Origin of the sequence: Aurantiacibacter atlanticus, from assembly GCF_001077815.2 — a bacterium.
Taxonomy (GTDB): domain Bacteria; phylum Pseudomonadota; class Alphaproteobacteria; order Sphingomonadales; family Sphingomonadaceae; genus Alteraurantiacibacter; species Alteraurantiacibacter atlanticus.
On sequence record NZ_CP011310.1, the window covers coordinates 381,631 to 407,719 of the forward strand.

Annotated in this window: 28 protein-coding genes; 10 read left to right on the plus strand and 18 right to left on the minus strand. The window is 58.7% G+C overall.

Features of this window, described 5'->3' with window-relative positions; genetic code table 11:
• Window positions 1-95: 95 nt before the first annotated feature.
• On the plus strand, window positions 96-386 hold the full coding sequence (rpmB, locus tag CP97_RS01835) for a 50S ribosomal protein L28 (protein WP_048884543.1): 291 nt from the start codon (window positions 96-98) through the stop codon (window positions 384-386).
• A gap of 33 nt (window positions 387-419) precedes the next feature.
• Here the strand turns inward: rpmB and CP97_RS01840 are convergent, their stop codons facing one another.
• The 4 genes from CP97_RS01840 to xseA are packed head-to-tail and all read right to left on the minus strand — an operon-like array spanning window position 420 to window position 4,105.
• Entirely contained in the window at window positions 420-1,469 is a 1,050-nt protein-coding gene (locus CP97_RS01840; protein ID WP_048884544.1) for an esterase-like activity of phytase family protein, read from the minus strand.
• A 13-nt stretch (window positions 1,470-1,482) separates the two neighbouring features.
• The gene (locus tag CP97_RS01845; protein WP_227819643.1) at window positions 1,483-2,370 is read right to left on the minus strand and encodes a M23 family metallopeptidase; all 888 of its coding nucleotides are present in this window, start codon (window positions 2,368-2,370) and stop codon (window positions 1,483-1,485) included.
• Window positions 2,371-2,426: 56 nt separating this feature from the next.
• The gene (locus CP97_RS01850; RefSeq protein WP_048884545.1) at window positions 2,427-2,630 is read right to left on the minus strand and encodes a DUF2093 domain-containing protein; all 204 of its coding nucleotides are present in this window, start codon (window positions 2,628-2,630) and stop codon (window positions 2,427-2,429) included.
• 26 nt (window positions 2,631-2,656) lie between these two features.
• Window positions 2,657-4,105, minus strand: a complete 1,449-nt coding sequence (gene xseA, locus CP97_RS01855) for an exodeoxyribonuclease VII large subunit (protein WP_048884546.1) — start codon at window positions 4,103-4,105, stop codon at window positions 2,657-2,659.
• On the opposite strand from xseA, the gene purD reads away from it, so the two are divergent.
• Complete coding sequence (purD, locus tag CP97_RS01860) at window positions 4,104-5,393, plus strand: phosphoribosylamine--glycine ligase (RefSeq protein WP_048884547.1); 1,290 nt, start codon at window positions 4,104-4,106, stop codon at window positions 5,391-5,393. The two genes, xseA and purD, sit on opposite strands and share 2 nt — an antisense overlap.
• Before the next feature lie 130 nt (window positions 5,394-5,523).
• Here the strand turns inward: purD and CP97_RS01865 are convergent, their stop codons facing one another.
• Window positions 5,524-6,516: an adenosine kinase gene (locus tag CP97_RS01865; RefSeq protein ID WP_149036401.1), complete on the minus strand. Its 993-nt coding sequence runs from the start codon at window positions 6,514-6,516 to the stop codon at window positions 5,524-5,526.
• Window positions 6,517-6,609: 93 nt separating this feature from the next.
• Between CP97_RS01865 and CP97_RS01870 the strand changes: the two genes are divergently transcribed.
• The 3 genes from CP97_RS01870 to CP97_RS01880 all read left to right on the plus strand — a co-directional run bounded on the left by CP97_RS01870 (window position 6,610) and on the right by CP97_RS01880 (window position 8,775).
• Complete coding sequence (locus CP97_RS01870; RefSeq protein ID WP_048884548.1) at window positions 6,610-7,329, plus strand: EI24 domain-containing protein; 720 nt, start codon at window positions 6,610-6,612, stop codon at window positions 7,327-7,329.
• 1 nt (window position 7,330) lies between these two features.
• Window positions 7,331-7,756: a hypothetical protein gene (locus CP97_RS01875; RefSeq protein WP_048884549.1), complete on the plus strand. Its 426-nt coding sequence runs from the start codon at window positions 7,331-7,333 to the stop codon at window positions 7,754-7,756.
• A gap of 77 nt (window positions 7,757-7,833) precedes the next feature.
• Window positions 7,834-8,775: a hypothetical protein gene (locus tag CP97_RS01880; protein ID WP_048884550.1), complete on the plus strand. Its 942-nt coding sequence runs from the start codon at window positions 7,834-7,836 to the stop codon at window positions 8,773-8,775.
• Between the two features lie 28 nt (window positions 8,776-8,803).
• On the opposite strand, the gene CP97_RS01885 is transcribed toward CP97_RS01880, so the two are convergent.
• The 10 genes from CP97_RS01885 to CP97_RS01930 form a co-directional block, all read right to left on the minus strand.
• Window positions 8,804-9,163, minus strand: coding sequence for a HesB/IscA family protein (locus CP97_RS01885; RefSeq protein ID WP_048884551.1), 360 nt, complete (start codon window positions 9,161-9,163; stop codon window positions 8,804-8,806).
• Window positions 9,163-9,687, minus strand: coding sequence for an SUF system Fe-S cluster assembly protein (locus tag CP97_RS01890; RefSeq protein WP_048884552.1), 525 nt, complete (start codon window positions 9,685-9,687; stop codon window positions 9,163-9,165). Before CP97_RS01890 ends, CP97_RS01885 begins: the two co-directional genes overlap by 1 nt.
• Window positions 9,687-10,886, minus strand: a complete 1,200-nt coding sequence (locus CP97_RS01895; protein WP_048884553.1) for an aminotransferase class V-fold PLP-dependent enzyme — start codon at window positions 10,884-10,886, stop codon at window positions 9,687-9,689. Before CP97_RS01895 ends, CP97_RS01890 begins: the two co-directional genes overlap by 1 nt.
• Window positions 10,877-11,290 carry a hypothetical protein gene (locus tag CP97_RS01900; RefSeq protein WP_048884554.1) on the minus strand — a complete coding sequence of 138 codons (414 nt, stop codon included), beginning with the start codon at window positions 11,288-11,290 and terminating at the stop codon, window positions 10,877-10,879. Before CP97_RS01900 ends, CP97_RS01895 begins: the two co-directional genes overlap by 10 nt.
• Complete coding sequence (locus tag CP97_RS01905) at window positions 11,287-12,051, minus strand: SufD family Fe-S cluster assembly protein (RefSeq protein WP_048884555.1); 765 nt, start codon at window positions 12,049-12,051, stop codon at window positions 11,287-11,289. The genes CP97_RS01900 and CP97_RS01905 overlap by 4 nt, the downstream gene beginning before the upstream one ends.
• Window positions 12,048-12,794 carry a Fe-S cluster assembly ATPase SufC gene (gene sufC / locus CP97_RS01910; RefSeq protein WP_048884556.1) on the minus strand — a complete coding sequence of 249 codons (747 nt, stop codon included), beginning with the start codon at window positions 12,792-12,794 and terminating at the stop codon, window positions 12,048-12,050. The genes CP97_RS01905 and sufC overlap by 4 nt, the downstream gene beginning before the upstream one ends.
• Window positions 12,795-13,337, minus strand: coding sequence for a DUF559 domain-containing protein (locus tag CP97_RS01915; RefSeq protein ID WP_048884557.1), 543 nt, complete (start codon window positions 13,335-13,337; stop codon window positions 12,795-12,797).
• A complete protein-coding gene (gene sufB / locus CP97_RS01920; RefSeq protein WP_048884558.1) occupies window positions 13,334-14,815 on the minus strand; it encodes a Fe-S cluster assembly protein SufB in 1,482 nt (493 codons plus the stop codon). The genes CP97_RS01915 and sufB overlap by 4 nt, the downstream gene beginning before the upstream one ends.
• Window positions 14,812-15,231 carry an SUF system Fe-S cluster assembly regulator gene (locus CP97_RS01925; protein WP_048886625.1) on the minus strand — a complete coding sequence of 140 codons (420 nt, stop codon included), beginning with the start codon at window positions 15,229-15,231 and terminating at the stop codon, window positions 14,812-14,814. Before CP97_RS01925 ends, sufB begins: the two co-directional genes overlap by 4 nt.
• 372 nt (window positions 15,232-15,603) lie before the next feature.
• Complete coding sequence (locus CP97_RS01930; RefSeq protein ID WP_048884559.1) at window positions 15,604-17,418, minus strand: DUF885 domain-containing protein; 1,815 nt, start codon at window positions 17,416-17,418, stop codon at window positions 15,604-15,606.
• 293 nt (window positions 17,419-17,711) lie between these two features.
• On the opposite strand from CP97_RS01930, the gene CP97_RS01935 reads away from it, so the two are divergent.
• The 3 genes from CP97_RS01935 (at window position 17,712) to CP97_RS01945 (ending at window position 22,372) form a co-directional block, all read left to right on the plus strand.
• A complete protein-coding gene (locus CP97_RS01935) occupies window positions 17,712-18,761 on the plus strand; it encodes a quinone-dependent dihydroorotate dehydrogenase (protein ID WP_048884560.1) in 1,050 nt (349 codons plus the stop codon).
• Between the two features lie 11 nt (window positions 18,762-18,772).
• On the plus strand, window positions 18,773-20,485 hold the full coding sequence (gene ggt / locus CP97_RS01940; protein ID WP_048884561.1) for a gamma-glutamyltransferase: 1,713 nt from the start codon (window positions 18,773-18,775) through the stop codon (window positions 20,483-20,485).
• A gap of 87 nt (window positions 20,486-20,572) precedes the next feature.
• On the plus strand, window positions 20,573-22,372 hold the full coding sequence (locus CP97_RS01945; protein WP_048884562.1) for an AMP-dependent synthetase/ligase: 1,800 nt from the start codon (window positions 20,573-20,575) through the stop codon (window positions 22,370-22,372).
• 9 nt (window positions 22,373-22,381) lie between these two features.
• Here the strand turns inward: CP97_RS01945 and CP97_RS01950 are convergent, their stop codons facing one another.
• The 3 genes from CP97_RS01950 to CP97_RS01960 all read right to left on the minus strand — a co-directional run bounded on the left by CP97_RS01950 (window position 22,382) and on the right by CP97_RS01960 (window position 24,396).
• A complete protein-coding gene (locus tag CP97_RS01950) occupies window positions 22,382-22,909 on the minus strand; it encodes a hypothetical protein (RefSeq protein ID WP_048884563.1) in 528 nt (175 codons plus the stop codon).
• A gap of 94 nt (window positions 22,910-23,003) precedes the next feature.
• A complete protein-coding gene (gene thiS, locus CP97_RS01955; protein WP_048884564.1) occupies window positions 23,004-24,005 on the minus strand; it encodes a sulfur carrier protein ThiS in 1,002 nt (333 codons plus the stop codon).
• Between the two features lie 22 nt (window positions 24,006-24,027).
• Window positions 24,028-24,396 (minus strand): MerC domain-containing protein, encoded by a 369-nt coding sequence (locus CP97_RS01960; protein WP_048884565.1) that lies wholly within the window; start codon window positions 24,394-24,396, stop codon window positions 24,028-24,030.
• Between the two features lie 115 nt (window positions 24,397-24,511).
• Between CP97_RS01960 and CP97_RS01965 the strand changes: the two genes are divergently transcribed.
• Window positions 24,512-25,567, plus strand: coding sequence for a COX15/CtaA family protein (locus tag CP97_RS01965; protein ID WP_048884566.1), 1,056 nt, complete (start codon window positions 24,512-24,514; stop codon window positions 25,565-25,567).
• A complete protein-coding gene (gene cutA, locus CP97_RS01970; protein ID WP_048884567.1) occupies window positions 25,564-25,914 on the plus strand; it encodes a divalent-cation tolerance protein CutA in 351 nt (116 codons plus the stop codon). Before CP97_RS01965 ends, cutA begins: the two co-directional genes overlap by 4 nt.
• The last annotated feature ends 175 nt before the right edge of the window (window positions 25,915-26,089 follow it).

A 26,089-nucleotide genomic window follows, 5' to 3' on the forward strand; every position in this document is an offset into this window, starting at 1 on the left:
TGTTCGCTTGACGAATCTCTACCCCCCCTGTATGCGCCCGCCTTTCCCAGCTACACGCTGATTCAACTTAACCGTTTCGAACGAGAGAACTCGCCATGTCGCGCATTTGCGAACTTACCGGCAAGGGCCGTCAGGTCGGCCACAATGTGAGCCACGCCAATAACAAGACCAAGCGTGTCTTCCTGCCCAACCTGCAGAAGGTCACCCTGTTGAGCGAGAAGCTGGATCGCAGCTTCAAGTTCCGCGTGTCCACCAATGGTCTGCGCTCGGTTGAGCATAATGGCGGCCTGGACAATTGGTTGATCAAGACCAGCGACGAAAAGCTGTCCGTCCGCGCTCTCAAGGTGAAGCGCGAATTGAAGAAGGCGATGGGCGAAGCGGCCTGAACCGCCTTTTTCGGGCCCATCGCCCGGATCAGTTTAAGGATTTGAAGGCGCGCGGGGTATTTCCTCGCGCGCTTTTTCGTGCGCATCTGGCGCAGCCCACACCAGTTTCGCTAGCAATGTCCGCTGGAACGAGGCCCGGTTATCGTCTGCTATGATCCACAGCACTATGGCGCCATCATCCTGCGGTGCGATTGCCAACCCCTCGTAATTTTCTCTCGGCAATAGCGTGTCGAGATTGACCAGCATGCTGATTGGCAGATCGTGACCAGCGGCAAGATCGCGCGGATCGCCAATGGCAAGCGCTGCGGTGAATGGGGGATAGCCAAAGGCCAAGCGGCGCAGCAATATCAGCACGCGTCCATCGGGCAGTGTAGCAAGATCGGTTGCTGCATAATCGCCGGGCAATTCATAACGAAATTCGAATGAGGCGACATCACCTGTTGGATCGCCATCAAAGACAAGCCCTGTGTTGCTGGCTTCCTGCAAAACGATAAAGCGGCCGTCCGGCAGCCGTTCCATCGCCTCTGCTCCTGAATTTGCAGGCCAGTCCCGCCATTCAGGTGGCTCGCGCAAGGCTTCCAATTCACTGGCAACCGAATAGCGGATGATCGCATTGCTGTTTTCGAAAGCCAGCCAGTAAGACCCCGTCGATTCATCATGTGCTGCGGCTTCGATATCGGGAATTGTCCCGCGCAACCGGCCCCTGTTCCCTACTCTTGAGAGCCGCGGTGTCTGACGGCTCTGCCCGTCCGGTGCACTAAGGATCAGTCTGCTCCCGCGATCGGAAAACGCCCACAGGTCCGCTTTGCCAGCCCCCGGCACGAGAAGAGCCGAATATCCGCCGAACTCGATATTGGGGCTGGTCAAGTGCCACACCCCTTCACGCCTGAAGCCGTTGGCACTCACGGTTTCCGGCAAGTCACTTACCGCCTCCACATACAGATTATCGTCAAAATTCTGCGGAAGTTCGGTTCGGATGAATGTGCCGGGGGCCAGCGACAAGGCCAGCGCAAGCGCGGCAAGAAGACGCTTTGCGCGAATACGGCCCCCCGTCAGCCGCGAATCGGCGTGTGGCGCGAACATGCCTGTGCAGCGATCACGGCATCGGTCCGACGAACAGCAATGGATCGAGCCGGGAAAGGTGCCACTTGATACTCCAATGCAGATGCGGGCCGGTTGTCCTGCCTGTCGCCCCGACCAATCCCAGCCGCTCCCCCTGCCGGACCTGTTGGCCTTCGGTCACGAAAATTTGCGAAGCATGGAGAAAGGCGCTGTTGAGGCCGGCACCGTGATCGACAATAATCAGATGCCCTTCAAGACTGAATTCATCGCGCGCGGCCAGTGTTACAACGCCATCCGCCGGGGCGACGAAAGGCGTGCCAGCGCCGGGGGCGATATCGAGGCCGGAATGATAGCTGCCCGGTTCTCCGCGGTACACACGCTGCGAACCGAATCGGCCGGAAATGCGCCCTGTGACCGGCCAGATGAAATCCTGCTGCCACCCGTCCGACGGCGAATTTGCAGTGCGCGCATCCCATATTGCATCGAGTTCAGGCTGGCGGCGACGCATGAAGGCCTCGCTCGCTCCGCTTGGACGCCGTGCAACATTGATATGCTCAATGTCCCAATCACGCGGGGACACGCCCACGGGGCTGCGCACAGTGCGCCCATCAGCCAAACTGGCAACCAGTTCGCTAGTGTTTTTGGCATCGCGATCAAATGCGGCGAAGAAGCGCCCCTGTTCATCCAACGCAAGCTCCTGCTCGCCAAGGCGCGCAGATACGGTGCCGTCAGGCGCCTGTCCGCGCAGCCAACCTCCTTGCGTCAACGCGCCATCAAACACGAATGTGGTGGGTCCAGCCGGCGGCGGCGATGGTTGCGGCGCTGGCATTGACGTGGGGGTAGGGGCAGGCGTTACGATTGGCTGCACTACCTCGGTTGGACCGGCCGATGCGCCAGAAGCATCGTCCGCTTGCGGAACCACGGTGCAACCTGTCACCAAAAAGGCCGCGGCGGCGGCGAACCTCTTGGGAAAAGAGATCACTTGGCGTCGAGTACGCGGCGCGTGGCGAGATCGGGGCTGGCATAAGCCTCCTGCAAATCCACGCTCCAATATCGTAATTCTTCCAGCGGTACGGACATTCCGCTGACCGCGCAGGTCACGAAGTGGCCGGGGCGGATCACGCGAAAGCCATTGGGGCCATAAAGCAGTGTGGCGGCGTTTTCAGAGGAGTTCATCAACATGCGACCTATCTAGGGATAGCTTTTGCTCAAAGCAATTTTGGTTGGCTGCTTTCAGACCGCGATCCGGCCAGTTTGCGCGACTTTCGCGGGTTTTCACCGGGGATTACGTTGATCGTGCCATCGGCAAATTTGATGCCCAGGCTGGCTTGCCTTCCTGCTTCGGCAGCGTTTGTGACTGCCTTGCCCGTGCTATCAAGCACCATGGCGTATCCGCGCGAGAGGGGCTTTTCCGGATGCAATTGGCCAGCGAGCCGCGCCAGAGCGTCCAACCGCTCTCTACCCTCGGCGATCGAGCGTGTGACCAGCGCAGGCCCGAGACGCATTGAACCGAGATGCTGCGATGCCTCGCGCAGATTGCGTTGCAGGATTGTTGGCGAAAGGCGAAGCTGACTCAGCTTTTCACGCCCCTGGGCTGCCCGGTCAAGCAAGCCGCGTCGCAGCCTTTCGCCAGCTTCATCGAGCCGCTGGACCTGCGATTGCAACAACTGCTCTTGCGTCGGCATGCGCGCCATCCTCGTTTCAAGCCGTTCGCGACCAAGATCCACAGGTCGGCGCGCATTCTTGCGCTGGCGCAGGGTGAGATCATCAATTTGCGCTGCAATCTCGCGCAGGACAGGCACAGCAATTTCGGCGGCGGCCGTTGGCGTAGGCGCGCGTCTGTCGGCTGCAAAGTCGCACAGCGTGGTATCGGTTTCATGCCCTACCGCGCTGATGACAGGTATCGGTGATTGCGCCACGGCGCGCACTACCTCCTCCTCATTAAACGCCCACAAATCCTCGATCGATCCGCCACCGCGCGCCACGATGAGCAGATCGGGCCGAGGCACGGGCCCACCAGCCGCCAATGCGCCAAAACCGCGCACAGCCGCAGCCACCTGCCCGGCAGCAGCATCCCCCTGCACCAATACGGGCCAGACCAGCACATGGGCGGGAAAGCGATCCTCCAGCCGATGCAGAATATCGCGAATTACCGCGCCCGTAGGAGAGGTAACGACACCGATCACCCGGGGCGCATGGGGCAGAGCGCGTTTTTTCTCGGGCGCGAATAGTCCCTCGGCCTCGAAACGCTGACGATTCTTCTCCAGCAGAGCGAGGAGAGCGCCCTCGCCCGCGATCTCCATCCGTTCGACCACGATCTGATATTTGGAGCGGCCCGGAAACGTCGTCAGCTTGCCAGTGGCAACAACTTCAATGCCATCTTCAGGCTTGAACGGCAGGCGTGCAGTGCTGCCCTTCCACATCACTGCATCCAGGACGGCTTTTTCGTCCTTGAGGCTCATGTAAAGATGGCCGGAAGCTGCACGCTTCACGCCGGAAAGTTCACCGCGCAGGCGCACGAAGCCGAAACGGTCCTCCACCGTGCGCTTGAGAGCTTGTGAAATCTCGGTAATGGTCAGCGGCGCGGAATTGTCGCCTTCGCGCGATGCCGCTACCAGCCTCGCGTCATTATCATCGTATGGAGAATTGCCAGCCATGAATATCCTGGTTTTGGGTTCGGGCGGCCGCGAACATGCCCTGTGCTGGAAGCTGGCGCAATCCAGAGCAATCAAAAGCGAAGGCGGTACGCTTTACGTATCCCCCGGCAATCCGGGCATGGAAGATGTGGCAAGGATCACGCTGGTCGATGTAACGCATCACGCAGACGTAATAGCCTTCGCAAAAAAGCACGATATCGGCCTTGTCGTTATTGGTCCCGAAGCACCATTGGTAGATGGGTTGGCCGATAGCCTGCGCGATGCGAATATCGCCAGTTTCGGCCCTTCGGCACAGGCGGCGCAGCTGGAAGGCAGCAAGGCCTTTACCAAGGCCCTGTGTGACAAGGCGGGCATCCCTACTGCAGCCTATGTGCGCTGTACCACACTGGAAGAAGGCAGGCAGGCGCTCAACACATTTGCTCCGCCCTTTGTGTTGAAGGCGGACGGGCTGGCCGCGGGCAAAGGCGTGGTCATCGCCGAATCAGCGGAACACGCGGAAGAAGCGCTGGCGGATATGCTTGGCGGCGCATTTGGCGAAGCGGGCGCAGAAGTAGTGATTGAAGAATTCATGCATGGCGAGGAAGCGAGCTTCTTTGCCCTGACCGATGGCGAGGCGGTGATCCCTTTTGGGACCGCGCAGGATCACAAACGCGTAGGAGAAGGCGACACCGGGCCCAATACCGGCGGCATGGGTGCCTATTCCCCCGCCCGCGTGCTGACAGATGCGCAGCTGGCTGAAACGATGGACAGGATCATTCTCCCCACAGTCCGACAGATGAAGGAAGACGGCATGCCTTATTGCGGCGTGCTTTATGCCGGGCTGATGTTGACCGATGAAGGCGTGAAGCTGGTAGAATACAACTGCCGTTTCGGCGATCCTGAATGTCAGGTGCTAATGATGCGGCTGGATAGCGATCTGGCCGATTACATGCTTGCCTGTGCCCATGGCACCCTTGGCGAGCAGATGGCACCACACTTCGATAATGCGACCGCGATGACCGTGGTAATGGCTGCCAATGGCTATCCTGGCACACCGAAAAAAGGCGGCATCATAGACCTCACCGGCGTTGCAGAGAGTGACACCGTCAAGGTCTTCCATGCGGGCACCAGCTTGCAGACTGACGGAAAACTCATCGCCAATGGCGGCCGCGTGCTCAATGTGACGGCGCTTGGCGCTGACACCAGCGCAGCGCGCGATGCCGCCTACAAGGCGGTGGAAGAGGTCAAATTCCCGGACGGCTTTTACCGCACGGACATTGGCTATCGCGAAATCGCGCGCGAACAATAGCGCTTATTGCGAGCACCCGTCTGGGCGCACTCAATTACAATGTGCGTCCTACGCTTTAAGGGAGGAACCTCTTCAACAAGCCGCGCACCGATCTTCGTCCATGGCGTTTTCCCGCAACAGCCAGAATGGGCTAGAGCTTTTCGGCCATGAGCTTGGTGAGTTGTGCCTCGGGACGCGGGCCGTAATGGCTGATGACTTCGGCCGCAGCAATGGCACCGCGCCTCAGGCACATGCCAAGCGGTTCGCCACGCGCATGGCCGGACAGGAAGCCGGCGGCAAACTGATCGCCTGCCCCGGTGGTATCCACGACCTTTGCAACGGGATCGGCCTCAGTTTCCGCACGCTCGCCATTGGCAACGGCGATCGCCCCCTTTTCACTGCGCGTCGCCACCAGCACGGGCACCTTGCCCGCCACGGCGTTTACGCCCGTGTCAAAATCGCTTTCGCCGGTCAGCGTTGCCAGTTCATGTTCATTGACGAACAGGATATCGATCAGCCCTTCGTCAATCATGGCACGGAAATCATCGCCATGCCTTTCGATAACGAAGCTTTCACTGGCAGTGAAGGCGATCGTGCGTCCGGCAGCGCGCGCCACCTCGATGGCGCGGCGCATGGCCCGGCGTGGTTCTTCCGGGTCCCACAAATAGCCTTCCAGATACAGAATCGCGCCGCTCGCAATCAGGTCTTCATCCAGCGCGGAGGCAGGGAGGAACTGGCCTGCACCAAGGAAGGTGTTCATCGTCCGCTCGCCATCGGGAGTGACGAAAATCATCACGCGCCCCGTGGCGGGTTCACCGCTGCGCGCGGGCGTATCGAAATCAATGCCGGTGGCGCGCATGTCATGGCGGAAGACCTCGCCCAACTGATCATCGGCAACCTGCCCGATAAAAGCGCATTGCAGGCCAAGCGTGCTCAATCCTGCCAGCGTATTCGCTGCCGAACCGCCGGAAAGCTCGCGCGCGGGCGGCATGGCGTCATATAATTCGGTGGCGCGCGCTTCATCGATCAGCGTCATGCCACCGCGATTTAGGCCAAGATCCTCGATGAGTTCATCCGTGCAGGAAGCGATTACATCAACCACGGCATTTCCAATGGCGATAACGTCGTAGCGGGGGGCAGTCATGTCGTCTCCTGAAGGGGGCAAAGGTCCGTTTTCTGGCAGCATTGGCCGGATCGGCGTTGACTTGGCCGAAGGGCCGCGCAATCGCAAGCGGTGATGGCATCACGTCCTGCATCGCTTTCCGCATCATTGGCGCTGGCTTTCGGGCAATTGTTCGATGGTGCGGTGCTTCGCATTTTGTTGAAGAGCCTCGGCGTTACGCTGATTGTGTTTATTATCTTGGCCACTTGCGGCTGGTTCACGGTCGACTGGGCCTTGACCCGCAGCGGACTGGACGATGGCCTGTTTGCAGGGGCCGAGGCATTGCGCGGGGCGCTCTCTTTCCTCCTAGCAGTAGTCGGTCTGTGGTTAACCTGGCGCATCGTGGCGATGGGCGTCGTACAATTCTTTGCCGACGAAGTGGTGGTGGCGGTAGAGCGCCAACATTATCCGGAAGAAGCGAGCATGGCGCGCGATCTGTCATTTGCCGAACAGGCAAGGAACGCCGGACGCGCAGCAGCACGCGCACTCCTCTCAAATCTGATCGCCATACCATTTGCGCTGGCGCTGATGTTCACCGGTGTTGGCACTTTCGCAGTGTTCTGGCTGGTCAATGCAGTGCTTCTGGGGCGCGAATTGCAGGACATGGTGTGGCTGCGACACCGGCAAGGCGTGCAGCAAGCGCCGCCGATAGGCCGGGGCCAGCGTTTCGTGATGGGCGGATTGTTCGCCGGTATGCTGGCAGTGCCTTTCATCAATTTTCTCGCGCCCGTACTCGGCGCGGCGAGTGCTACACATCTTGTTCATCGAACCAACCGCAGGAAAAGTTCTACCTGATATGCGCCTGTTCCCTCTGCTCTCCTTCAGCCTCCTTCTGTCCGCCTGCGCCACCGTTGTGCCACAGCAGGCTCCGCCAGCGCCGCAGCGCCCCGTCGACGCCGGGCAGATTCCCCCCAGCCAGCCGCAAACACCCGTCTCTGGATTCCGTCAGCCACGGATTATGGAGGGCTCCGGTTATAGCGGCGTTATCCGCGAGGATGCGGGGACGTTGCAGCGTCGTTTCGGCCAGCCGCGCCTGAATGTGGTCGAAGGCGATATGCGTAAACTGCAATTTGCTGGAGAGGCATGCGTGCTCGATATTTTTCTGTATCCACTCTCCCCCGGCGCAACTCCGGTCGCAACCTGGATCGAGGCACGACGCGGATCAGATGGTGCAGCAGTCGACAGGCAGGCTTGCATTCGGGCGCTTTCGTCCCGGCGGTAAGCCCATGCGGCCATGGTAACGCGAATTTAAGGCTGTTCGACCATAGCGGCATAGGAACGGAGGGAATTTCGAGACCTATGAGCATGCATTTCGCCGATATCGCCCGCCAGGCTGCCCAGGACGGCGGCATTTCGCGTGAGGAAATCCTCGCCATGCGCCACGCCGGTTGGGCCGATGGCCGCATGACCCGCGCGGAGGCCGAAGCGATTTTCGCAGCACAGCACGCAACGAGCAATCCCAGCACCGAATGGAGCGATTTCTTCGTCGAAGCGATCCAGCAGCATGTTCTCGAAGGCAGCGAGCCACGCGGCTATGCCAGCGAAGATGAAGCGCGCTGGCTCGTCGATCAGGTTCGCGCCGACGGCAAGGTCTGCTCGATGACCGAACTCGAAGTTCTCACCCGCATCATCGAAAAGGCGCAGAATGTCCCGGAAATGCTCAAGGATTACGTCCTTGATGTTCTGGAAAACGAGGTTCTGACCGGCACCGGTCCCACCCGCGACGGTGGCGAATTGTCGGATACGCATGTAAGCGAAGCCGAATGCAAGCTGGTCCGGCGGGTCATTTTCGGCCAGGCAAGCGATCGTCCTGCGGCCGTTAGCCGCCGCGAAGCCGAAGTGCTTTTCCGCCTGAAGGATAAGACCGAACACGCCGCCAACGCGCCTGAACTCAAGCGCTTGTTCGTGCAGGGTGTAGGAAATTACCTGATGGGATTTTCCAGCGCTTCGGGCCAGATCAGCCGAGAACGCGCGATCGAACTGGAAGCTTTTGTGGCAGACAACTCGGCCAGCGTTGGTCGCTTCATGGGTGAGATGGCCGTTGCCGCACCCAATGCCTTTGGCGTGATTTTCGGCAAGAAATCCAGTGCGCCCAGCCGACAGGACCAAGTGGCCAGCGATGCTGCAGTCACTTCAAGTGAAAACGAATGGCTCGATGCGCAAATCGCGCTCAACGGCAAGGTCGATGCATATGATCAGGCATTGCTGGATTTCATCGCTGAGGAATATAGCGCGGCCTGAAGATCTGTCGGGATGAGGGGCAAAGCCCCTAAACCATGAAGCTTTCGCCGCAGCCGCATGCACCCTTGGCGTTGGGATTTTCAAAAACGAAGCCCGCGGTGAAATCATCTTCCACCCAGTCCATCGTGCTGCCTATCAGGTAAAGCACGCTTGCGCCGTCAATGTAAAATATGCCGCCGGGCGTTTCGATCTTCTCGTCGAATGCCGTTTCTTCAGTGACGTAATCTACCGAATAGGCAAGGCCCGAGCATCCACGGCGCGGTGTCGACAGCTTGACACCAATGGCACCTTCGGGAGCCTTCGCCATCAATGCAGCCACGCGTTCTTCCGCGCTTTGAGTCAGGATAACGGCAGCCTTGGGCGCCGGACGGGTTCTGGTATCGCTCATCACAACATTCCCAGTTCGAGACGCGCTTCGTCGCTCATCTTGGTCGGATCCCATGGCGGATCCCAAGTTACTATGACTTCGGCATTGCGCACACCAGGCAGCCCCATCACACGCATTTCGATATCCTGCGGCATGGATTCCGCCACCGGACAGTGCGGGGTGGTGAGCGTCATGGTGACGACGACATCGGCATCGCTGGACACCTCGACGTTATAGATAAGCCCGAGATCATAGATATTTACCGGGATTTCAGGGTCGTAAATATCCTTCAGCGCATCAATCACGGCCTGGTGTATTTCGCCACCGGGTTCACCTGCAGGCGTGTCTTCCGGTTTCTTGGCCAGAAACCCGTCCAGATAATCGCGCTTGCGTTCCAGCTTCGCACCTGCGCTTTCCTGCCCTGTTTCGTCGTCAGGCAGTGGCGCGTCCGAAACGCGTGCACGCGGCGGCTTTTCTGGAGCGATCACCTTTTCATTCGGGGCAGGGGCCGCGATGAAATCTTTCTTGTCGGTCTGGTCGTTCATCAACCGAAAATCCTTTTCGTGCGTTCGATGCCGCGGATCAGCGCGGTTACGTCTTCCTCGTCAGAGTAAATCCCGAAACTGGCGCGCGCCGTGGCGGTAACACCCAGTTTGGCCATGAGTGGCTGCGCGCAATGATGTCCGGCGCGAATGGCAACGTTCTCTTCGTCCAATATGGTGCCTAAATCGTGCGGGTGAATACCGTCGATCAGAAAACTGACGATGCCGGCGCTATTTTCCGGGCCGAACAATGTCACATCATTCATCGCACCGAGGGCATCGCGCGTCTGCTTTACCAACGCGGCTTCATGTGCGTGGATGGCTTCCAGTCCGATTTTCGTCGTGTAATCGCACGCCGCCGCGAATCCGATCGCCTCGACGATGGCGGGCGTGCCCGCCTCAAAGCGCTGCGGTGCTGGGGCGAAAGTAGTGTTATCAAAGGTGACAGTGTCGATCATCGCACCACCGCCCTGCCACGGCGGCATCGCGCCCAGCAGGTCCGCCCTTCCCCACAGCGCACCAATGCCCGTTGGACCATAAAGCTTGTGAGCCGAGAATGCGTAGAAATCGCAATCGAGGGCAGCCATGTCCACCGGAAGGCGCGGTACGGCCTGGCAACCATCAAGCAGGAGTTTCGCGCCCACGGCATGTGCAAGATCGGCTGCCCGCCGCGCATCCACCACGCTGCCCAGCACATTGGAGACATGTGCGAAGGCCACCATCTCATGTTCGCGCGTCAACATCGTTTCCGCAGCGTCGAGATCGATCTGGCCGTCCTCTGTAAGCGGGCAGACATCGACCTGCCATCCGGCAAGCTGCCACGGCACGATGTTGGAGTGATGTTCCAATTCGGAAAGCAGGACGCGGCCCTTGTGCGGCCAACTATAGGCGAGGAGATTGATCGCCTCTGTCGCACCACGCGTGAAGACGATTTCATCCTCGGTCCCGCCGATGAATTCAGCAATCCTGCGACGCGCAGATTCGTAACCGAGCGTCATTTCTGCGGAGCGCGAATAGACGCCGCGATGTACGGTCGCGTAATCTGCGCCCAATGCGCGTGTCACCGCATCGATAACCGCTTCGGGCTTTTGCGCGGTGGCTGCACTATCGAGATAATGCCACGGCGTTCCGGTGCTGGAGACCAGCCCGGGAAAATCGATCTTGCGCCCCAGCGAACGCGATAGGGTTTCGTTCATGGACATGGGCTTTTACTCCAGCCCGAATTGGCTCCGCGGGCACGTTGGTATCGCACGCCCGCCTCTACAACGCGATAATCCGAACCGACATCGTCAAGCACTATGCGCCATTGTTCACCGCTGACAGAATCGTCAGCATAGCCTTCGGCGGTGACGAGGATAATATGCGTGCCAGAGCCAGTGCCGTCGCGACCGATTTCGCGCGTGATACGCACTTCGTCTTTGCTTTCTTTTGCGGTTGGAGCCGGAACATAATGCGCGATGACCCTGTCTTCGGCTGCAAAAGTCCGGTCGGGAATGGAAAGTGGGCTGAAATCACTTGCAGGCGGCGCATCAAGCACCGGCATGGTGGTGCAGGCCGCAATACCCGACAGCACCAGAGCACAGGAGAAAAAGCCCAATGTGTTCATGGCGTTGGTTCCAGAAACGCCAGTGTTTCATCAAGCATGCTATCGCGCGTGGCATCATCGGTAATTGCGACAAAGGCATCGCCGATGAAGGCCTGCACCAGCAGCCGCTTGGCAATTGCGGGCGCGATACCGCGGCTGGCCATGTAATAGCGCGCCATTTCATCAAGCTGACCAATCGCTGCACCGTGCGCGCACAGCACATCGTCAGCAAAAATCTCCAATTCCGGCTTGGTATTGGCCGTCGCGCCCTTTTCCAGCAGGATTGCGCGGAAGCTTTGCGCAGCATCGGTTTTCTGCGCATCGCGCGCAACTTCTATGCGGCCAAGAAAATTGCCTGTCGAGCGGCCCCACTGCACCGCGCGAACCACCTGATTGCTGGTGGCGTTGGGGTGGGCATGGATCGTGCGGGTGACGAATTCCTGCACCTTGTCTCCACCGCCAAGTGTCACACCGCCGAATTCGAAATGCGCGCCTTCTTCCAGCGTAACTTCGATTTCCAAGCGTTGGTAATTGCCGCCGGCGATAGTAGCGAAAGCTTCAAAGCAGCCTTCTTTCCCGACATGAACGCGCAGCCGGTCTATCGCACTGGAAGGTCCATCCTCCGCCGAGATAACCTTGCATTCGAAACGAGTTTCGCCCGGTGGCACGTCCACTGTGCGCCAGTGGTGAACCGCAGCCGGATCTGCCGCCGCCAGGAAATCCGCATCGGCATAGCGCCAGTCTTCGTCGCGCGTGGTAGGCAGGGTGGCAAGCTGGTTCACGCCGCCATCACCTCGTCATATCCCTCGGCTTCCAACTGCCTTGCCAGATCGGCGTCACCGGTTTTTACGATGGCACCAGCTGAGAGGATGTGGACGAAATCAGGCTGCACATAATCGAGCAGACGCTGGTAATGTGTGATCAGCAGCACACCTTTTTGCGCGTCGCGCATGATAGAGTTGATACCCTGCCCCACTACTTTGAGAGCATCGATATCGAGGCCGCTGTCAGTTTCATCGAGAACCGCGAACATCGGATCGAGAATGCCCATCTGGACCATCTCGTTGCGTTTCTTCTCGCCTCCCGAAAAGCCGACATTCACATTGCGTTTGAGCATGTCCATGTCGAGCTTCAGCAGGCTTGCTTTTTCCTTCGCGAGCTTGAGGAACTCACCGCCCGTTAACGGCTCTTCCCCGCGCGATTTGCGCTGGGAATTCAAGGCTTCTCGCAGGAATTGCAGATTGGATACGCCGGGAATTTCTACCGGATATTGAAACCCCAGGAACATGCCGGCAGCGGCGCGTTCATGCGGTTCCATGTCGAAAAGATCTTGCCCCATGAAGGTGACTGATCCGCCGGTCACTTCGTAACCGGGCCGCCCCCCTAGCACATAAGCGAGCGTGGATTTGCCCGCACCATTGGGGCCCATAATGGCATGTATCTCGCCCGCGTTCACGGTGAGAGAAAGGCCCTTGAGGATAGGTTTGCCGTTAATTTCGGCGTGAAGGTTTTCAATCTTTAGCATTCAGTCTTTCCGGTAGCTGCGCGACGGACCATTCCCGTCACGATCGTAACGCGGCGTGGTCTGGCGTGGATGTTCGGCATCGTGCCTGCGGCGGGCGTCGCCCCTGTCGCCAATGCGCAGACGCATACCAGCGGTGATACGGGCGAGGACTTCGTCCATGTTTTCTAATATGTCGGCGGCCTTGATGTGCATCACCCGCACACCGACCGATTCCAGGCTCTTGTCACGGCGGCGAGCGAGCTTTTCGTCCGCGCCTTCCTCGTCAATGGCGATAGCCATGCCGAGATTGTGACAATTGAAATCGACAATCGCGCTGCCCACCACGGCGAAGCGTTTGAAGGTGTAGCGCCCCAGATCCGCCTTGGCGAAACGCGCTGCGAGCGCCTTATGCGCGTCGGAAGCGTGCCGCTTCATATCGCGCGCCTGATCATGCAGCACATCGAGCCGCTTGTCGGATATCTTCCAGCCGCGGCCCTTCTTCTCAAGCTCAGGCGCATCAGCATCGGTTGTGTCGCGGACCTTGAGGGTTTTGCGTTCTGTCACCCCACGCTCCCCTCAAGCGAGATAGCCAGCAGCTTCTGCGCCTCTACGGCAAATTCCATCGGCAATTCTTTCAGCACGTCCTTGGCGAAGCCGTTGACGATAAGTGCCACGGCCTCTTCCTCGCCCAGTCCGCGTTGCATGGCGTAAAACAGCTGGTCGTCGGAGATCTTGCTGGTGGTTGCCTCATGCTCGATCTGGGCGCTGGGATTCTTGATCTCGATATAGGGCACAGTGTGCGCCCCGCATTCAGAGCTCAACAGCAGGCTATCGCACTGGGTGAAATTGCGCACATTGTCCGCATTCGCGCCCACCCGAACGAGGCCACGATAGGTGTTGTTGCTCTTGCCCGCCGAAATCCCCTTGGAAATGATGGTGGAGCGTGAGCCCTTGCCGTTATGAACCATTTTGGTTCCCGTGTCGGCCTGTTGGTGGTTATTAGTAACCGCCACCGAGTAGAACTCGCCAACGCTGTCTTCACCGTTGAGCACGCAGGAGGGGTATTTCCACGTAACCGCGCTGCCGGTCTCGACCTGCGTCCATGAAATCTTGGACCGCGCACCTTGGCACAAGCCACGTTTGGTCACGAAATTATAGATCCCGCCAACGCCTTCCGCATTGCCCGGATACCAGTTTTGCACAGTCGAATATTTGATCTCGGCATCTTCCATCGCGACCAATTCCACCACGGCGGCGTGGAGCTGGTTTTCATCGCGCATCGGCGCGGTGCAGCCTTCCAGATAGGAGACGTAAGACCCCTTTTCGGCCACGATCAGCGTGCGTTCGAACTGCCCTGTATTCTCTGCATTGATACGGAAATAGGTGGAGAGCTCCATCGGACAGCGCACGCCCTCTGGAATGTAGACGAAGGTGCCGTCGCTGAAGACCGCGCAATTCAAGGTTGCAAAATAATTATCGTGCTGCGGCACAACCTTGCCGAGCCACTTTTTCACCAGATCGGGATATTCCTTGATCGCCTCGCTGATCGAACGGAAAATCACGCCCGCGCTTTCCAGCTCCTTGCGGAAGGTGGTGGCGACGCTGACGCTGTCGAACACCGCGTCCACAGCAACCTTGCGCGCACCTTCTACGCCGGCGAGCACTTCCTGTTCGGCAATGGGAATACCCAGCTTGTCATATACGCGCTTGATCTCCGGATCGAGTTCATCAAGTGATTCGAGCTTGGGCTTGGCCTTGGGCTCCGCATAATAATAGGCGTCCTGATAATCTATCTTCGGATAGCCCACCTTGGCCCAGTCCGGTTCCTTCATGGTCTGCCACAGGCGGAATGCCTTCAGCCGCCATTCCAGCATCCATTCAGGCTCACCCTTCTTGGCCGAAATGAACCGCACCGTATCTTCGCTCAGGCCCTTGGGTGCGAATTCCTGTTCGATATCGCTTGCCCAGCCGTGTTCGTAATCAGCAGCCTTGGCAGCGGCTTCGCGAGCATCGCGGTCTTGAATATCTAAGTCTTCAGTCATGCCAGTTCTTCTGTTGTCTGCTGGGGCGTCAATTGCACCAGCGATATTTGAGCAAGCGCACCGCGTAATGCCGAATTTACCAGCGGCCAGTGCGGTTTGACGCTGCAATTATGATCCACCACGCATTCAGTCCCGTCGACACAGGCGGTAAGGGCAATCGGCCCTTCCACCGCCTCGACAATGTCTGCCAGGCTGACTGCTGCTGCGGGCCGCGCCAGCTGCAATCCGCCGCCTGCCCCACGGGTAGCGCGGAGCAAGCCTGCCGCGGTCAATTTACTGACCAGCTTTTGCACGGTAGGCACAGGAAGCCCGGTCTCACAGGCAAGTGCAGCCGCGCTGGTACGTCCGCCACCACAATGTCCGGCCGCCGCGCTCATGATGACGACGGCATAATCTGCAAGGTTGGACAATCGCATTTCGCGCACGCTTCTCTAATCAGACTAATTCGTTCCGATTAGCCAATTATGCGCAAAACTCGCGCAATCAAGCCATTTTCACTTGTTGCGAGTCGTTAGCATCTGAACGATGCGAAACTGCCATTTCATAGATCTGCACAGAACCCTTGCGGCCGGGCAGTTTGATCGCCGGCCGGTGAGCAAGTCAGCGTCGCGCGGTTCAGCGATCAAAAATTGTAGTGGCAGGTCACTATGTGAGAGAAAATCGGGACGGCACTATGCTCTTAGTGCGACCCGTGCTCCGCGCCGCCCCGATAGTACTATGGCATGATTTCCGGCCTCTGCAAGATAAATTGCATTGTTTTGCAACGACATGGTCCGATTCCAACGGTGTCAGCGCAGCTTTGATGCGATCCATATATCGACTTGTTCTTCCAGAATATCGAGCGGAACGGGACCATTGATCAGCACGACTTCATGGAATTCTCGAATATCGAAACTGTCGCCCAGACTGGTGCGGGCGCGATCGCGCAATTCCATGACCTTTAGCTTGCCGATCATATAGGCGGTGGCCTGCCCAGGGTATACGATATAGCGTTCGATCGCCTTGCGGATATCGCCATCGGGATTGGGTGTGTTTTGCGTGAGATAGGCAATGGCCTCCTCACGGCTCCAGCGCTTGTGATGAATACCGGTATCCACCACCAGCCGCGCGGCACGCCAAAGCTCCATGCCCAGACGCCCGAAATCGGAATAGGGATCGGTATAGAAACCCATGTCCTTGCCAAGTTCTTCGGAATAAAGTCCCCAACCCTCGGTATAGGCGGTGAAGCCGCCAAAACGGCGGAAAGGCGGCAGATCGCCCAGTCCTGTCTGAATAGCGCGCTGCATATGGTGACCAGGCAACCCTTCGTGATATGCCAGTGCCTCCAGCTCATTCGCGCTCATGTCGCGCAAATTGTAGAGATTGACGTAATAGGTGCCGGGCCGCGATCCATCAGGGGCAGGACTTTGATAAAACGCCTTCCCAGCGCTTTGTTCGCGGAACGCCTCGACAGGTTTTACCTGCAATTCAAATTCCGGCAGCGTGACAAAATAATCGGGTAGCCGGGCTTCCATTGCATTCAGCACCGCGCTTACATCCGTGAGATATTCCTCACGCGTGTCGTAAAAGAAGCGTTCATCAGTGCGGGTGTGTTGGAAAAAATCCTGCAGGCTACCGTCAAATTCCACCTGCTGCATGATCGCGCGCATTTCGCCATGGATACGTTCAACTTCGCGCAGGCCGATATTGTGGACCTCATCCGCAGTGAGATCGGTAGTGGTGTAATAGGACAGCAACGCATCATAATATTGCGCGCCGTCGCTCAGCCGCCAGATCCCGTCATCGGTTGGTGCAATACTTTGCTGACGGACCATTTCCGCACGCAACTGGCCATAGGCTGGCGCGGCGGAGGCCAGCCAGGCGGCGTCCGCTTTTGCAGTCAGGGCTGTTTGCTCAGCAAGAGAGATATCCAGTTTTGCTACCTTGCCGCGGAAATCTTCGAGAACGGCATTATCGAGACCGGAATCAAGCAAGTTCTCAATGTCGCTCAGGACATAGGGATACACCCAGTCAGGCGGCATGACGCGATTGCTGGCGCGCGCTGCCGAGCGGGCGATCAGCGTCTCCATCAGCGGCGCGATGCCTTCGATACGGGCGATATAGGCCCACGCATCGCTGACATTTGTCACCGTGTGCGTATTGATGAGGAAGGCCGGTATGCCGCTTTGCTCACCATTCATCTGGTCGAAGATGAGGCCGTTTTCACGAAACGGATCGAGCAGGGCAGATCGCGCCGCCACGGCTTCGAACAGCCGATAGGACAGGGCTTCCTGACCGGTCAGATCGGCAAGGTCATAAGTGCCCTGCATCTGCGCCAGATAATCCATCCGCAAGGCGCGGCGAGCGTCGTCCGCCTCGACCGATTGATCATTCCATTTGCCGTAATCCTCATCACGGATGCCGCGATAGGCCTTGGTCTGCGGTGACATGGCAAGCGATGCCGCATCATATTGCTCGAAGAAGTCTTGAATGTCGGCCGCCACCTCTGCCGGCGCGCTGGCGGAAGGCGCTGGCGCTGCCAGTTCTGTTTGTGTCGAAGCGCAGGCGCCCAATGCCAATGCGGCGGACGCGAGTACACTGGTGCGAAGCAGGTGAATTTTCATGTGGCAGTCCTTCTAAGCTATTGAAGCACGCCTAAAAGAAAGTAGGCGATGAAGGAAGTGCAGACAAAAAAGGGGGGCGGCAATCCGTGGATCACCGCCCCTTGAAGTGGAGAACTCGTTACGCCTTGCGCTTCGAGCCCTTCGGGTCGCAATCGGGGCCTAGCTGATTCGCATGAGACATGCTTGTAAGAAGGCGACATAATTCGAATCGCGTTCATTTTGGCACATATTTTTTCTTCGGCACAGCGCGAGACATTGCGTTTCGCATAGTCATGCTGCCAAGGACCCCCGCGATGATATACAAGCTGCTGCGCCCTGCGCTTTTCATGTTTGATCCCGAAAGGGCGCATGGCCTCGCCATCGCTGCCCTTAAACGCATGCCTCTGAAGCCTCCCCCGTCGCCCGGCGGCGCACTGGCCATCGAGATTGCCGGTCTGAATTTTCCCAATCCGCTTGGCATGGCAGCCGGGTTCGACAAGGATGCAGAAGTCCCCGATGCCTTGTCGGCCCTGGGGTTTGGTCATGTCGAAGTCGGATCCATTACGCCGCGTGCGCAAGCTGGCAATCCGCAGCCTCGCCTGTTCCGCCTGACGCAGGACGCAGCGGTTATCAACCGCATGGGCTTCAACAATGGCGGGGCGGAAAGCGCGGCCCGGCGCATTGCCGCCAGGAATACTGGCGGAATTCTCGGTATCAATATCGGCGCAAACAAGGATAGCGCCGACAGAATCGCCGATTACGCCAGCATGGCCCGGATCATGGCGCCTCTGGCAAGCTATCTGGCCGTAAACATTTCCAGTCCCAACACACCGGGCCTTCGCGCCCTGCAGGATGAAGGCGAGCTGGCGCGGCTGCTCGATGGGATGCTTCAGGCACGCGAAGAAGCTGTGGGACAGGTGGCTGGCCATGCACCACCAGTTTTTCTCAAAGTCGCCCCGGATCTTGAACCCGCCGATATCGATGCCATTTCGCGCATTGCCATCGACAAGGGGCTAGACGCGCTCATCGTCTCTAACACGACAATTGACCGGCCAAAGCTTTGGTCCCGTTATGCGGGTGAAACAGGCGGACTTTCAGGCGCACCGCTCAGAAGCAAGGCGCTCGAACGGTTGCGCGATTTCCGCAAGGCTACGGGCGGCGCGATGCCGTTGGTGGGTGTCGGAGGCATTGCCACAGCACAGGATGCGTGGGAGCGGATCAGGGCGGGTGCCAGTCTCGTGCAGCTCTATAGCGCAATGATTTATCGCGGCCCCGGCATTGCCCGGCAGATTACAACGGGACTGGAAGCATTGATGCGGCATGAGGGATACTCCTCCATTGCAGAGGCAGTTGGAAGCGAATAGCAGTCAAAGACATGATAAAGCATGTCTCCTGCATCGTTTCGGTCGCCTTGCTGCTTGGCGGCTGCCAATCCATCGCTAACCCGCCAGCCGATATCGCCAATACTCAGACCTCTTCGAGCAATGGAGTGGTCAGTGCGGCCGATCCGCGTGCGGCAGAGGCCGGCGCACAGATTCTGCGGCAAGGCGGCAGCGCAACCGATGCCGCGATTGCTGTCATGCTGGCGCTGACGGTTGTGGAGCCACAAAGCTCCGGCATCGGAGGCGGCGGCTTCCTGCTGCATTCGGACGCTACAGGTGCGATGGTCAGTATCGATGGCAGGGAAACCGCTCCGGCAGAGGCGGGAGCAGACTGGTTTCTTGACGAAAACGGCGAACCACTGGAATTTCTCGAAGCTGTCATCGGTGGCCGCTCTGTCGGTGTACCGGGCAGTGTCGCGCTCGCCGCACAGGCGCATGAAGATTATGGCCAGCTAGCATGGGCCGACCTGTTTCAGCCCGCGATACGTCTGGCCCGCGAAGGCTGGGACCTCTCGCCCCGCGGCGCATATTTTGCCGAGCAGCACCGCGAGCGTGCGGCGCATTCGCCCGGAGGCGCGGCATTGTTCTATGATGAAGCAGGGGCGGTGCTGCCGGTAGGAACAAGGCTGACCAATGCAGCACTGGCCGATACGCTGGAAGCGCTCGCGAAGGATGGACCGGATCATCTTTATCGTAACAATGCACAGGCCCTTGCTCAGCATATCAGCGATGAAACGCCGGGTAATGCCGCTATGCGCAGCAGCGACATTACCGAATATGAAGCGCTCGTCAGGCGGCCGGTATGCGGTGATTATCGCGAATACAGGATTTGCAGCATGGGCCCGCCTTCGTCGGGCGCGACCACTGTGATTGCCATTCTCGGTCAGCTTGAACGGTTCGACATGGCTGGCCTGGGCGCGCAATCTGTAACTGCATGGCATCTCTTCGCTGAAAGCCAGCGGCTCGCTTATGCCGATCGCGAAGTATATCTGGCCGACCCTGCATTCTCATCAGTGCCGGCTAGCCTTACATCGCCCGCATATCTGCAACAGCGCAGCATGCTGATCAGTGCAGATGACCGCATGGAACAGGCTATCCCCGGCACGCCGCCCGGTATCGCGATCGCGCCGCCCGATGGTGACGAGCCGGAAGAAAACGGCACCAGCCATTTCGCCGTCACCGATAACGCGGGCAATGTCGTGTCATGGACATCGACAGTTGAAGGGGCTTTCGGCTCCGGCCTCATGTTTGGCGGCTTCTACCTCAATAATGAACTGACCGATTTCAGCTTCCTTCCGAATATGGACGGCGTGCCAGTGGCCAATCGGGTAGAGGGCGGCAAGCGCCCGCGCAGCTCTATGGCGCCGACAATTGTTTTTGGCGCAGACGGAACTCCGGTGCTGGCAATTGGCGCAGCCGGTGGCTCAACCATTCCGGTGCAAGTCGCCAAAGCGCTGATCGGATATATCGACTGGGACATGACCGCGCAGGATGCAATCGCTTTGCCTGTGCTCTATTCTCCGGGTGATTCCATTGTTCTGGAGGACGGCAATCAGATCGCAGGCCTTCAGGCGCAGCTTGAAGCGATGGGCCACAATGTCAGCCTGCACACCTTGCCATTGAAGGCGAATGCAGTGGAATTGAAAGATGGCCGATGGATTGGTGGCGCCGATCCGCGCAGCGAAGGGGCATGGATCAGCCAGTAGGACGCACTTGCCCTCCACAGCAGCGCGTCCTAGGCGCTGTGGCATGAAATACGACCGGATTACCGGCAGTCTGGGAGAGTCAACGAAGTGCTGTTGAGAGATATCGACGACGCCCAAAACCTCGTTTCGCTGTTTCTCAAGCGTGCGGACCAAGGTGGTGAAAAGCCGTTCCTGACATCAAAGATCGGCGGAGAATGGACGTCCATATCGCACGCCGAAACTGCCCGACAGGTATGCCTGATGGCGGAGCAGCTGCGGTCCTTGGGCCTGCGCGATGGCGATCGGGTGGTAATCGTTTCCGAAAACCGCCCCGAATGGTGCATCGCCGATCTTGCCATTATGGCGGCAGGCTGCATTACAACGCCCGCTTACACCACCAATACAGAACGCGATCACAGCCATATTCTCGATGATTCGGGTGCCAGCGCCGTCATTGTATCCAACAGCAAGCTGGCAAAAACGCTGTTTCCCGCAATCATGCAATCCGGGCGCGCCAATCATGTCATTACGATAGATGCCATCGCCTCATCGCAAAGCGGCTCTTTTGACATGCATGGCTGGGACAAGATGATATCGGGCGATGCAGAAAAGGCACGCCAGGCGGTGGAGCAGCGCATGGCCACCATCGGTCGCAAGGATGCCGCCTGCATCATTTACACCAGCGGCACCAGTGGTGCGCCGCGCGGGGTCGTGCAATCACATGGCGCAATCCTGTGCAATGTCAGCGGTGCCGCAGAAATTATCGCCGAAGATTTTGGCGTCAAGGAGGAGCGGTTCCTGTCCTTTCTTCCCTTGAGCCACGCCTATGAACATACGGGCGGTCAGTTCCTGCCTATCGGTGTCGGCGCGGAAATCTGGTATTCCGAGGGGCTGGAAAAGCTGGCCAGCAATATAGAGGAAGCGCGCCCGACCATCATGGTCGTCGTGCCGCGCCTTTTCGAAGTGCTGCGTGCGCGCATTCTCAAACAGGTTTCCAAGGAAGGCAAATTCGCCAATTACCTGATGGATAGCGCAATATCCATTAGCCAGAATGCCGGCAAAAGGGGGGCAAAGCGCCTTCGGGACAGGCCGATGGACTTGTTGCTGGAGCGCACACTGCGTCCCAAGATTCGCCAGAAATTTGGTGGTCGGTTGAAAGCCATGGTTTCAGGCGGAGCACCGCTGAATCCCGAAGTCGGCTACTTCTTCGACGCGATGGGGCTCACCCTGCTCCAGGGTTACGGTCAGACCGAATCTGGCCCGGTAGTCAGCTGCAACCGCCCCCTTGTCGGCCTGCAAATGGACAGTGTCGGGCGGCCAATGCGCGGCGTCGAAGTCGAAATCGCGGAGGATGGTGAAATCCTCGTGCGCGGCGAGCTGGTGATGACGGAATACTGGCAGCGACCCATCGATACAGAGCGCACCTTGAAGAATGGCTGGCTCCACACAGGCGATGTCGGTCATCTGGACGATAAGGGTCGAATCAAGATCACCGATCGCAAGAAAGACATCATCGTCAACGACAAGGGCGATAATGTCGCGCCGCAAAAGCTTGAAGGCATGCTCACTCTGCAGCCTGAAATCAGCCAGGCGATGGTCATGGGCGACAAGAAGCCATTCATGACCGCCCTGATTGTCCCCGATGCGGAATGGGCGCTGCAATGGACGACAGAGAATGACATCCGGCTCGACATGGCCGAGCTACACGCCCTCCCCGCGTTCCGCAGCGCCGTGAAGGCAGCGATTGACCGGACCAATGCCAATCTTTCAGTGGTGGAAAAGGTCCGCAAGTTCGAATTTGCGGATGGACCCTTCACTGTCGATAATGATCAGATGACGCCAACGCTGAAAATTCGCCGCCACGAAATTCGCGCCATTTACCAAGAACGGATGAACGCACTGTATTAGGCTGACGGGTCAGGCGACTTCTGCATCGATCCGTTCGGGATAGAATGCCGGTTCATGGCGGGACCATGCAGGTGCGGTTGCCGCCGATTCGCTGAGGCTTTGCAGCAACATCTTGCGGCGGTCCGGGCGAATCTGCGGAAGCGCGGCCGCGCCGCAGAAAGCTGCCGGAAGAAATGGCCGTGCTTCTGCGCCCAGCAGCCGTTCGTATAAAAAGCGATAGGCGGAAAATCCGTCAATCTGTTCCTGGGCAAGATCCTGTGCCGTGATGCGCAGGAGTGTGCCGATGAAAGCGTCCATACCGTCGAAAGCGGCATCGCCAGGCACGATTTCACGCAATTGGCGCAATTCGCGATAGGCAATATATTGCGAGCGGATGGCCCGCTGGTCATCGACTGAACGACTCCACGTCTTGAAAGCGTCGCCGCGGCCAAATCCGATATCGAGTGATCGTTCAATAAAGTTACGCTCATGCGCTGCAAAACCCGCGAATTCGCGCATTTCTGCAATTGTCATCGACGCGGTCTGCGCTTTTGCCATGTCCGGCCTCCACCTGTTGGACGGCCAGTGTCTCGCACTATGGTTAAATTTGTGTTCTCTTCGGCCAACGTAAAAACGAGGCTGTGTCAGACTGTCAGATAAGACCGGCAAGCGGGCTGCTGGGATCGGCATAGCGCCGCCGTCCCATGCGGCCGGCAAGATAGGCGTCACGCCCGGCCTCGACAGCCAGCCGCATTGCTCGCGCCATGCGGACAGGGTCTTTCGCTTCGGCGATGGCAGTGTTCATCAGCACACCATCACAGCCAAGCTCCATCGCCACGGCCGCGTCCGAAGCGGTGCCCACGCCGGCATCGACCAGCACGGGCACATTTGCGCCTTCTACGATCAGCCGAATCGTCACCTGGTTCTGAATGCCGAGACCCGACCCGATTGGGGCGCCAAGCGGCATGATTGCCACGGCGCCCGCATCTTCCAGCTGTTTGGCGGCGATCGGATCGTCCACGCAATAGACCATCGGCTTGAAGCCCTCGCCGCTTAGCACTTCGCACGCTTTCAGCGTTTCGCGCATGTCGGGGTAGAGTGTTTTCGCCTCCCCAAGCACTTCCAGCTTTACAAGATCCCAGCCCCCGGCCTCGCGCGCCAGTCGCAAGGTGCGGATTGCGTCTTCGGCGGTAAAACAGCCAGCGGTATTGGGCAGATAGGTAACGTTTGCCGGATCGATATGATCAATCAGGACAGGCTGGGAGGGATCAGAAATGTTCACCCGTCGCACCGCAACGGTAACGATTTCAGCCCCGGCAGCCGCAACCGCCGCGGCGTTCTGCGCGAAATCCTTATACTTGCCCGTACCTACGATCAGGCGACTGGTGAAACGGTGCCCGGCAACTTCCCACGAATCATCTGAACCCATCTTCGTCTCCTCGTTCGAACCCCCGCCAACAAAATGGACGATTTCCAGCGTATCGCCATCTGCCAGTACGACTTCGTCCAGCGTGGAGCGCGGGACGATTTCACCATTGCGTTCAACCGCGACCTTCGCCGGAGCGAGATCGAGTTCGCGTACAAGCTCAGCAATAGTGGCAGCAGTGCTGCGGCGGCTTTCACCGTTGACGGTAAGGGAAAGTGGCTGGGTCATTACCAGCGCCACATAAGGCCTGTCAGGCGTGACGCAAGTTGAGGAAATGGCCGACGGCCACAAGAGCAACGCCAATCATGGTCATGATCGCTTCCTGCGGGCCATGATCAACAGCCAGAGCGCCGCCCATGAAGCTGAGGCCCATCATGGCGATAACGAAGGGCCCGGCGCGGCGATGGCGGATCGCACCCATTCCGATGGCAATGCCCGCCACCAGCGTCGCCACCAGCAGTCCGAAACTATGAATGGCAGGGTCGAGCAGGAAGCTGGCGCCAAAGCCCAACCCGGCAATCAGCACGAGGCCCGCCACACAATGCACAAGGCACAAAGCCGACAGCAATATGCCAATGCGATCAATTCGACCGCGAAACCAGGGAGCGAAATGTGCCATGCGCTTTATCTATGTGATCATATAACATTGCGCAAGGCCACAATCGACGTTTTTCAACCAATTGTGGTCCATTGGGCGCTTGTGATTTGTGCCGGAATGCGCGAATCCCCTTCGCATGGTCGCACCCCCACCTCATTCGGATGCCTTTGTTCCCGCTGAATCGGCGATCAAGCCAACTGCATTGGCGAATTGGCTGCTGGCGGTGGCGGGGCTTGTCCTTCTCATGATCGTTGTGGGCGGAATTACCCGGCTGACAGAAAGCGGGCTGTCCATCACCCAGTGGAAGCCTGTCACAGGCGCGCTGCCGCCTCTCAGCGAAGCGGACTGGCTCTCCGAATTCGAATTATACAAGTCTACCGGAGAATATAGGAATGTGACTGGCCCCGCCGGAATGGACCTGGCGGCGTTCAAGTTCATCTATTTCTGGGAATGGTCCCATCGCCTGCTTGGGCGCCTGATTGGGCTCGCCTTTGCCCTTCCGCTAGCATGGTTCTGGGTGAAGAACGCTATTCCGCAAGGTTATAAGATCCGTCTCTTGGCATTGCTGGCGTTGGGAGGGATGCAAGGGGCGTTCGGTTGGTTCATGGTGCGCTCCGGCCTGTCGGGCGAAATGACCGATGTTTCGCACTTCTGGTTATCGGTTCATCTGTTGACCGCGCTGCTTACTCTTGGAGGACTGGTCTGGACGGCGCTTGACCTGCGGCGACACGCGCTGGGCGACAAGCGTCCCGCTCGCCTGACAGCTCTGGCTGCGAGTGTCGGCGCGGTTCTTTTTATCCAGCTTTTGCTTGGCGGCTGGGTCGCAGGATTGAATGCCGGGCATGCTTCAGACAGCTGGCCATTGATGCAGGGCCGGCTTGTACCCGAGGTGAGCTGGGCAAACGGCATTATCTGGACGTTCCTGCACGATCCGTTCTGGCTGCATTTCCTCCATCGCTGGTGGGCCTTGGTGGCCGCGATCGCATTGGTGATAATGGCGCGCAAAGTGAAGCTTTTTGACCGAAGCGCCTCCAGCGCCATCTACGCGGCTTTGGGAACGCAGATCATTCTTGGCATTGCCACCGTCCTGACCGGCGTTGAACTGTGGGTCGCAGTGGCCCATCAGCTTGTTGGTGCCCTTCTCGTCGTTGCCTTTACCTGGGGCGCGTATGTGACTGGCAGACAGACATGAGCGTTGGCGATGACGCTGGGCGGGCGGCATTGATCTGGTGTCCCTTTGGCGATGAAGCCAGCGCCCGCGAAGCGGCAACGGTCTTGGTGGAGGAACATCTTGTTGCCTGCGCCAATATCATCCCCGCCATGACCTCTGTCTTCCGTTGGGAAGGGCGGATCGCATCGCAAGACGAGAGCGGGGTTCTTTTCAAAACACGCAAATCCCTCCTGAGAAAGGCGCAGACGCGTTTGGCGCAGATCCATCCCTATGACAGTCCGGCTATTCTCGGCTGGGAAATTGACCGCGCGCCCGCAGAAACGCTTGGCTGGCTGGCGGAGGAATCCATGCAGAGAGGTAAGAATTGAAGGGTGCGTGTCATCTGTAGCCCGTCGCTCCGGCGCGCGCGGACACATCATTGCCGGGTCGAAGGCCGGGTCTGAAACGCACCCTCGCACGATCACGGTATTATTTTACCTCTCTCGAATGGCTCGGATTTGCTTGACTTGAGAGCCGCAAAGCGACAAATGCGCGCCTTCGCCG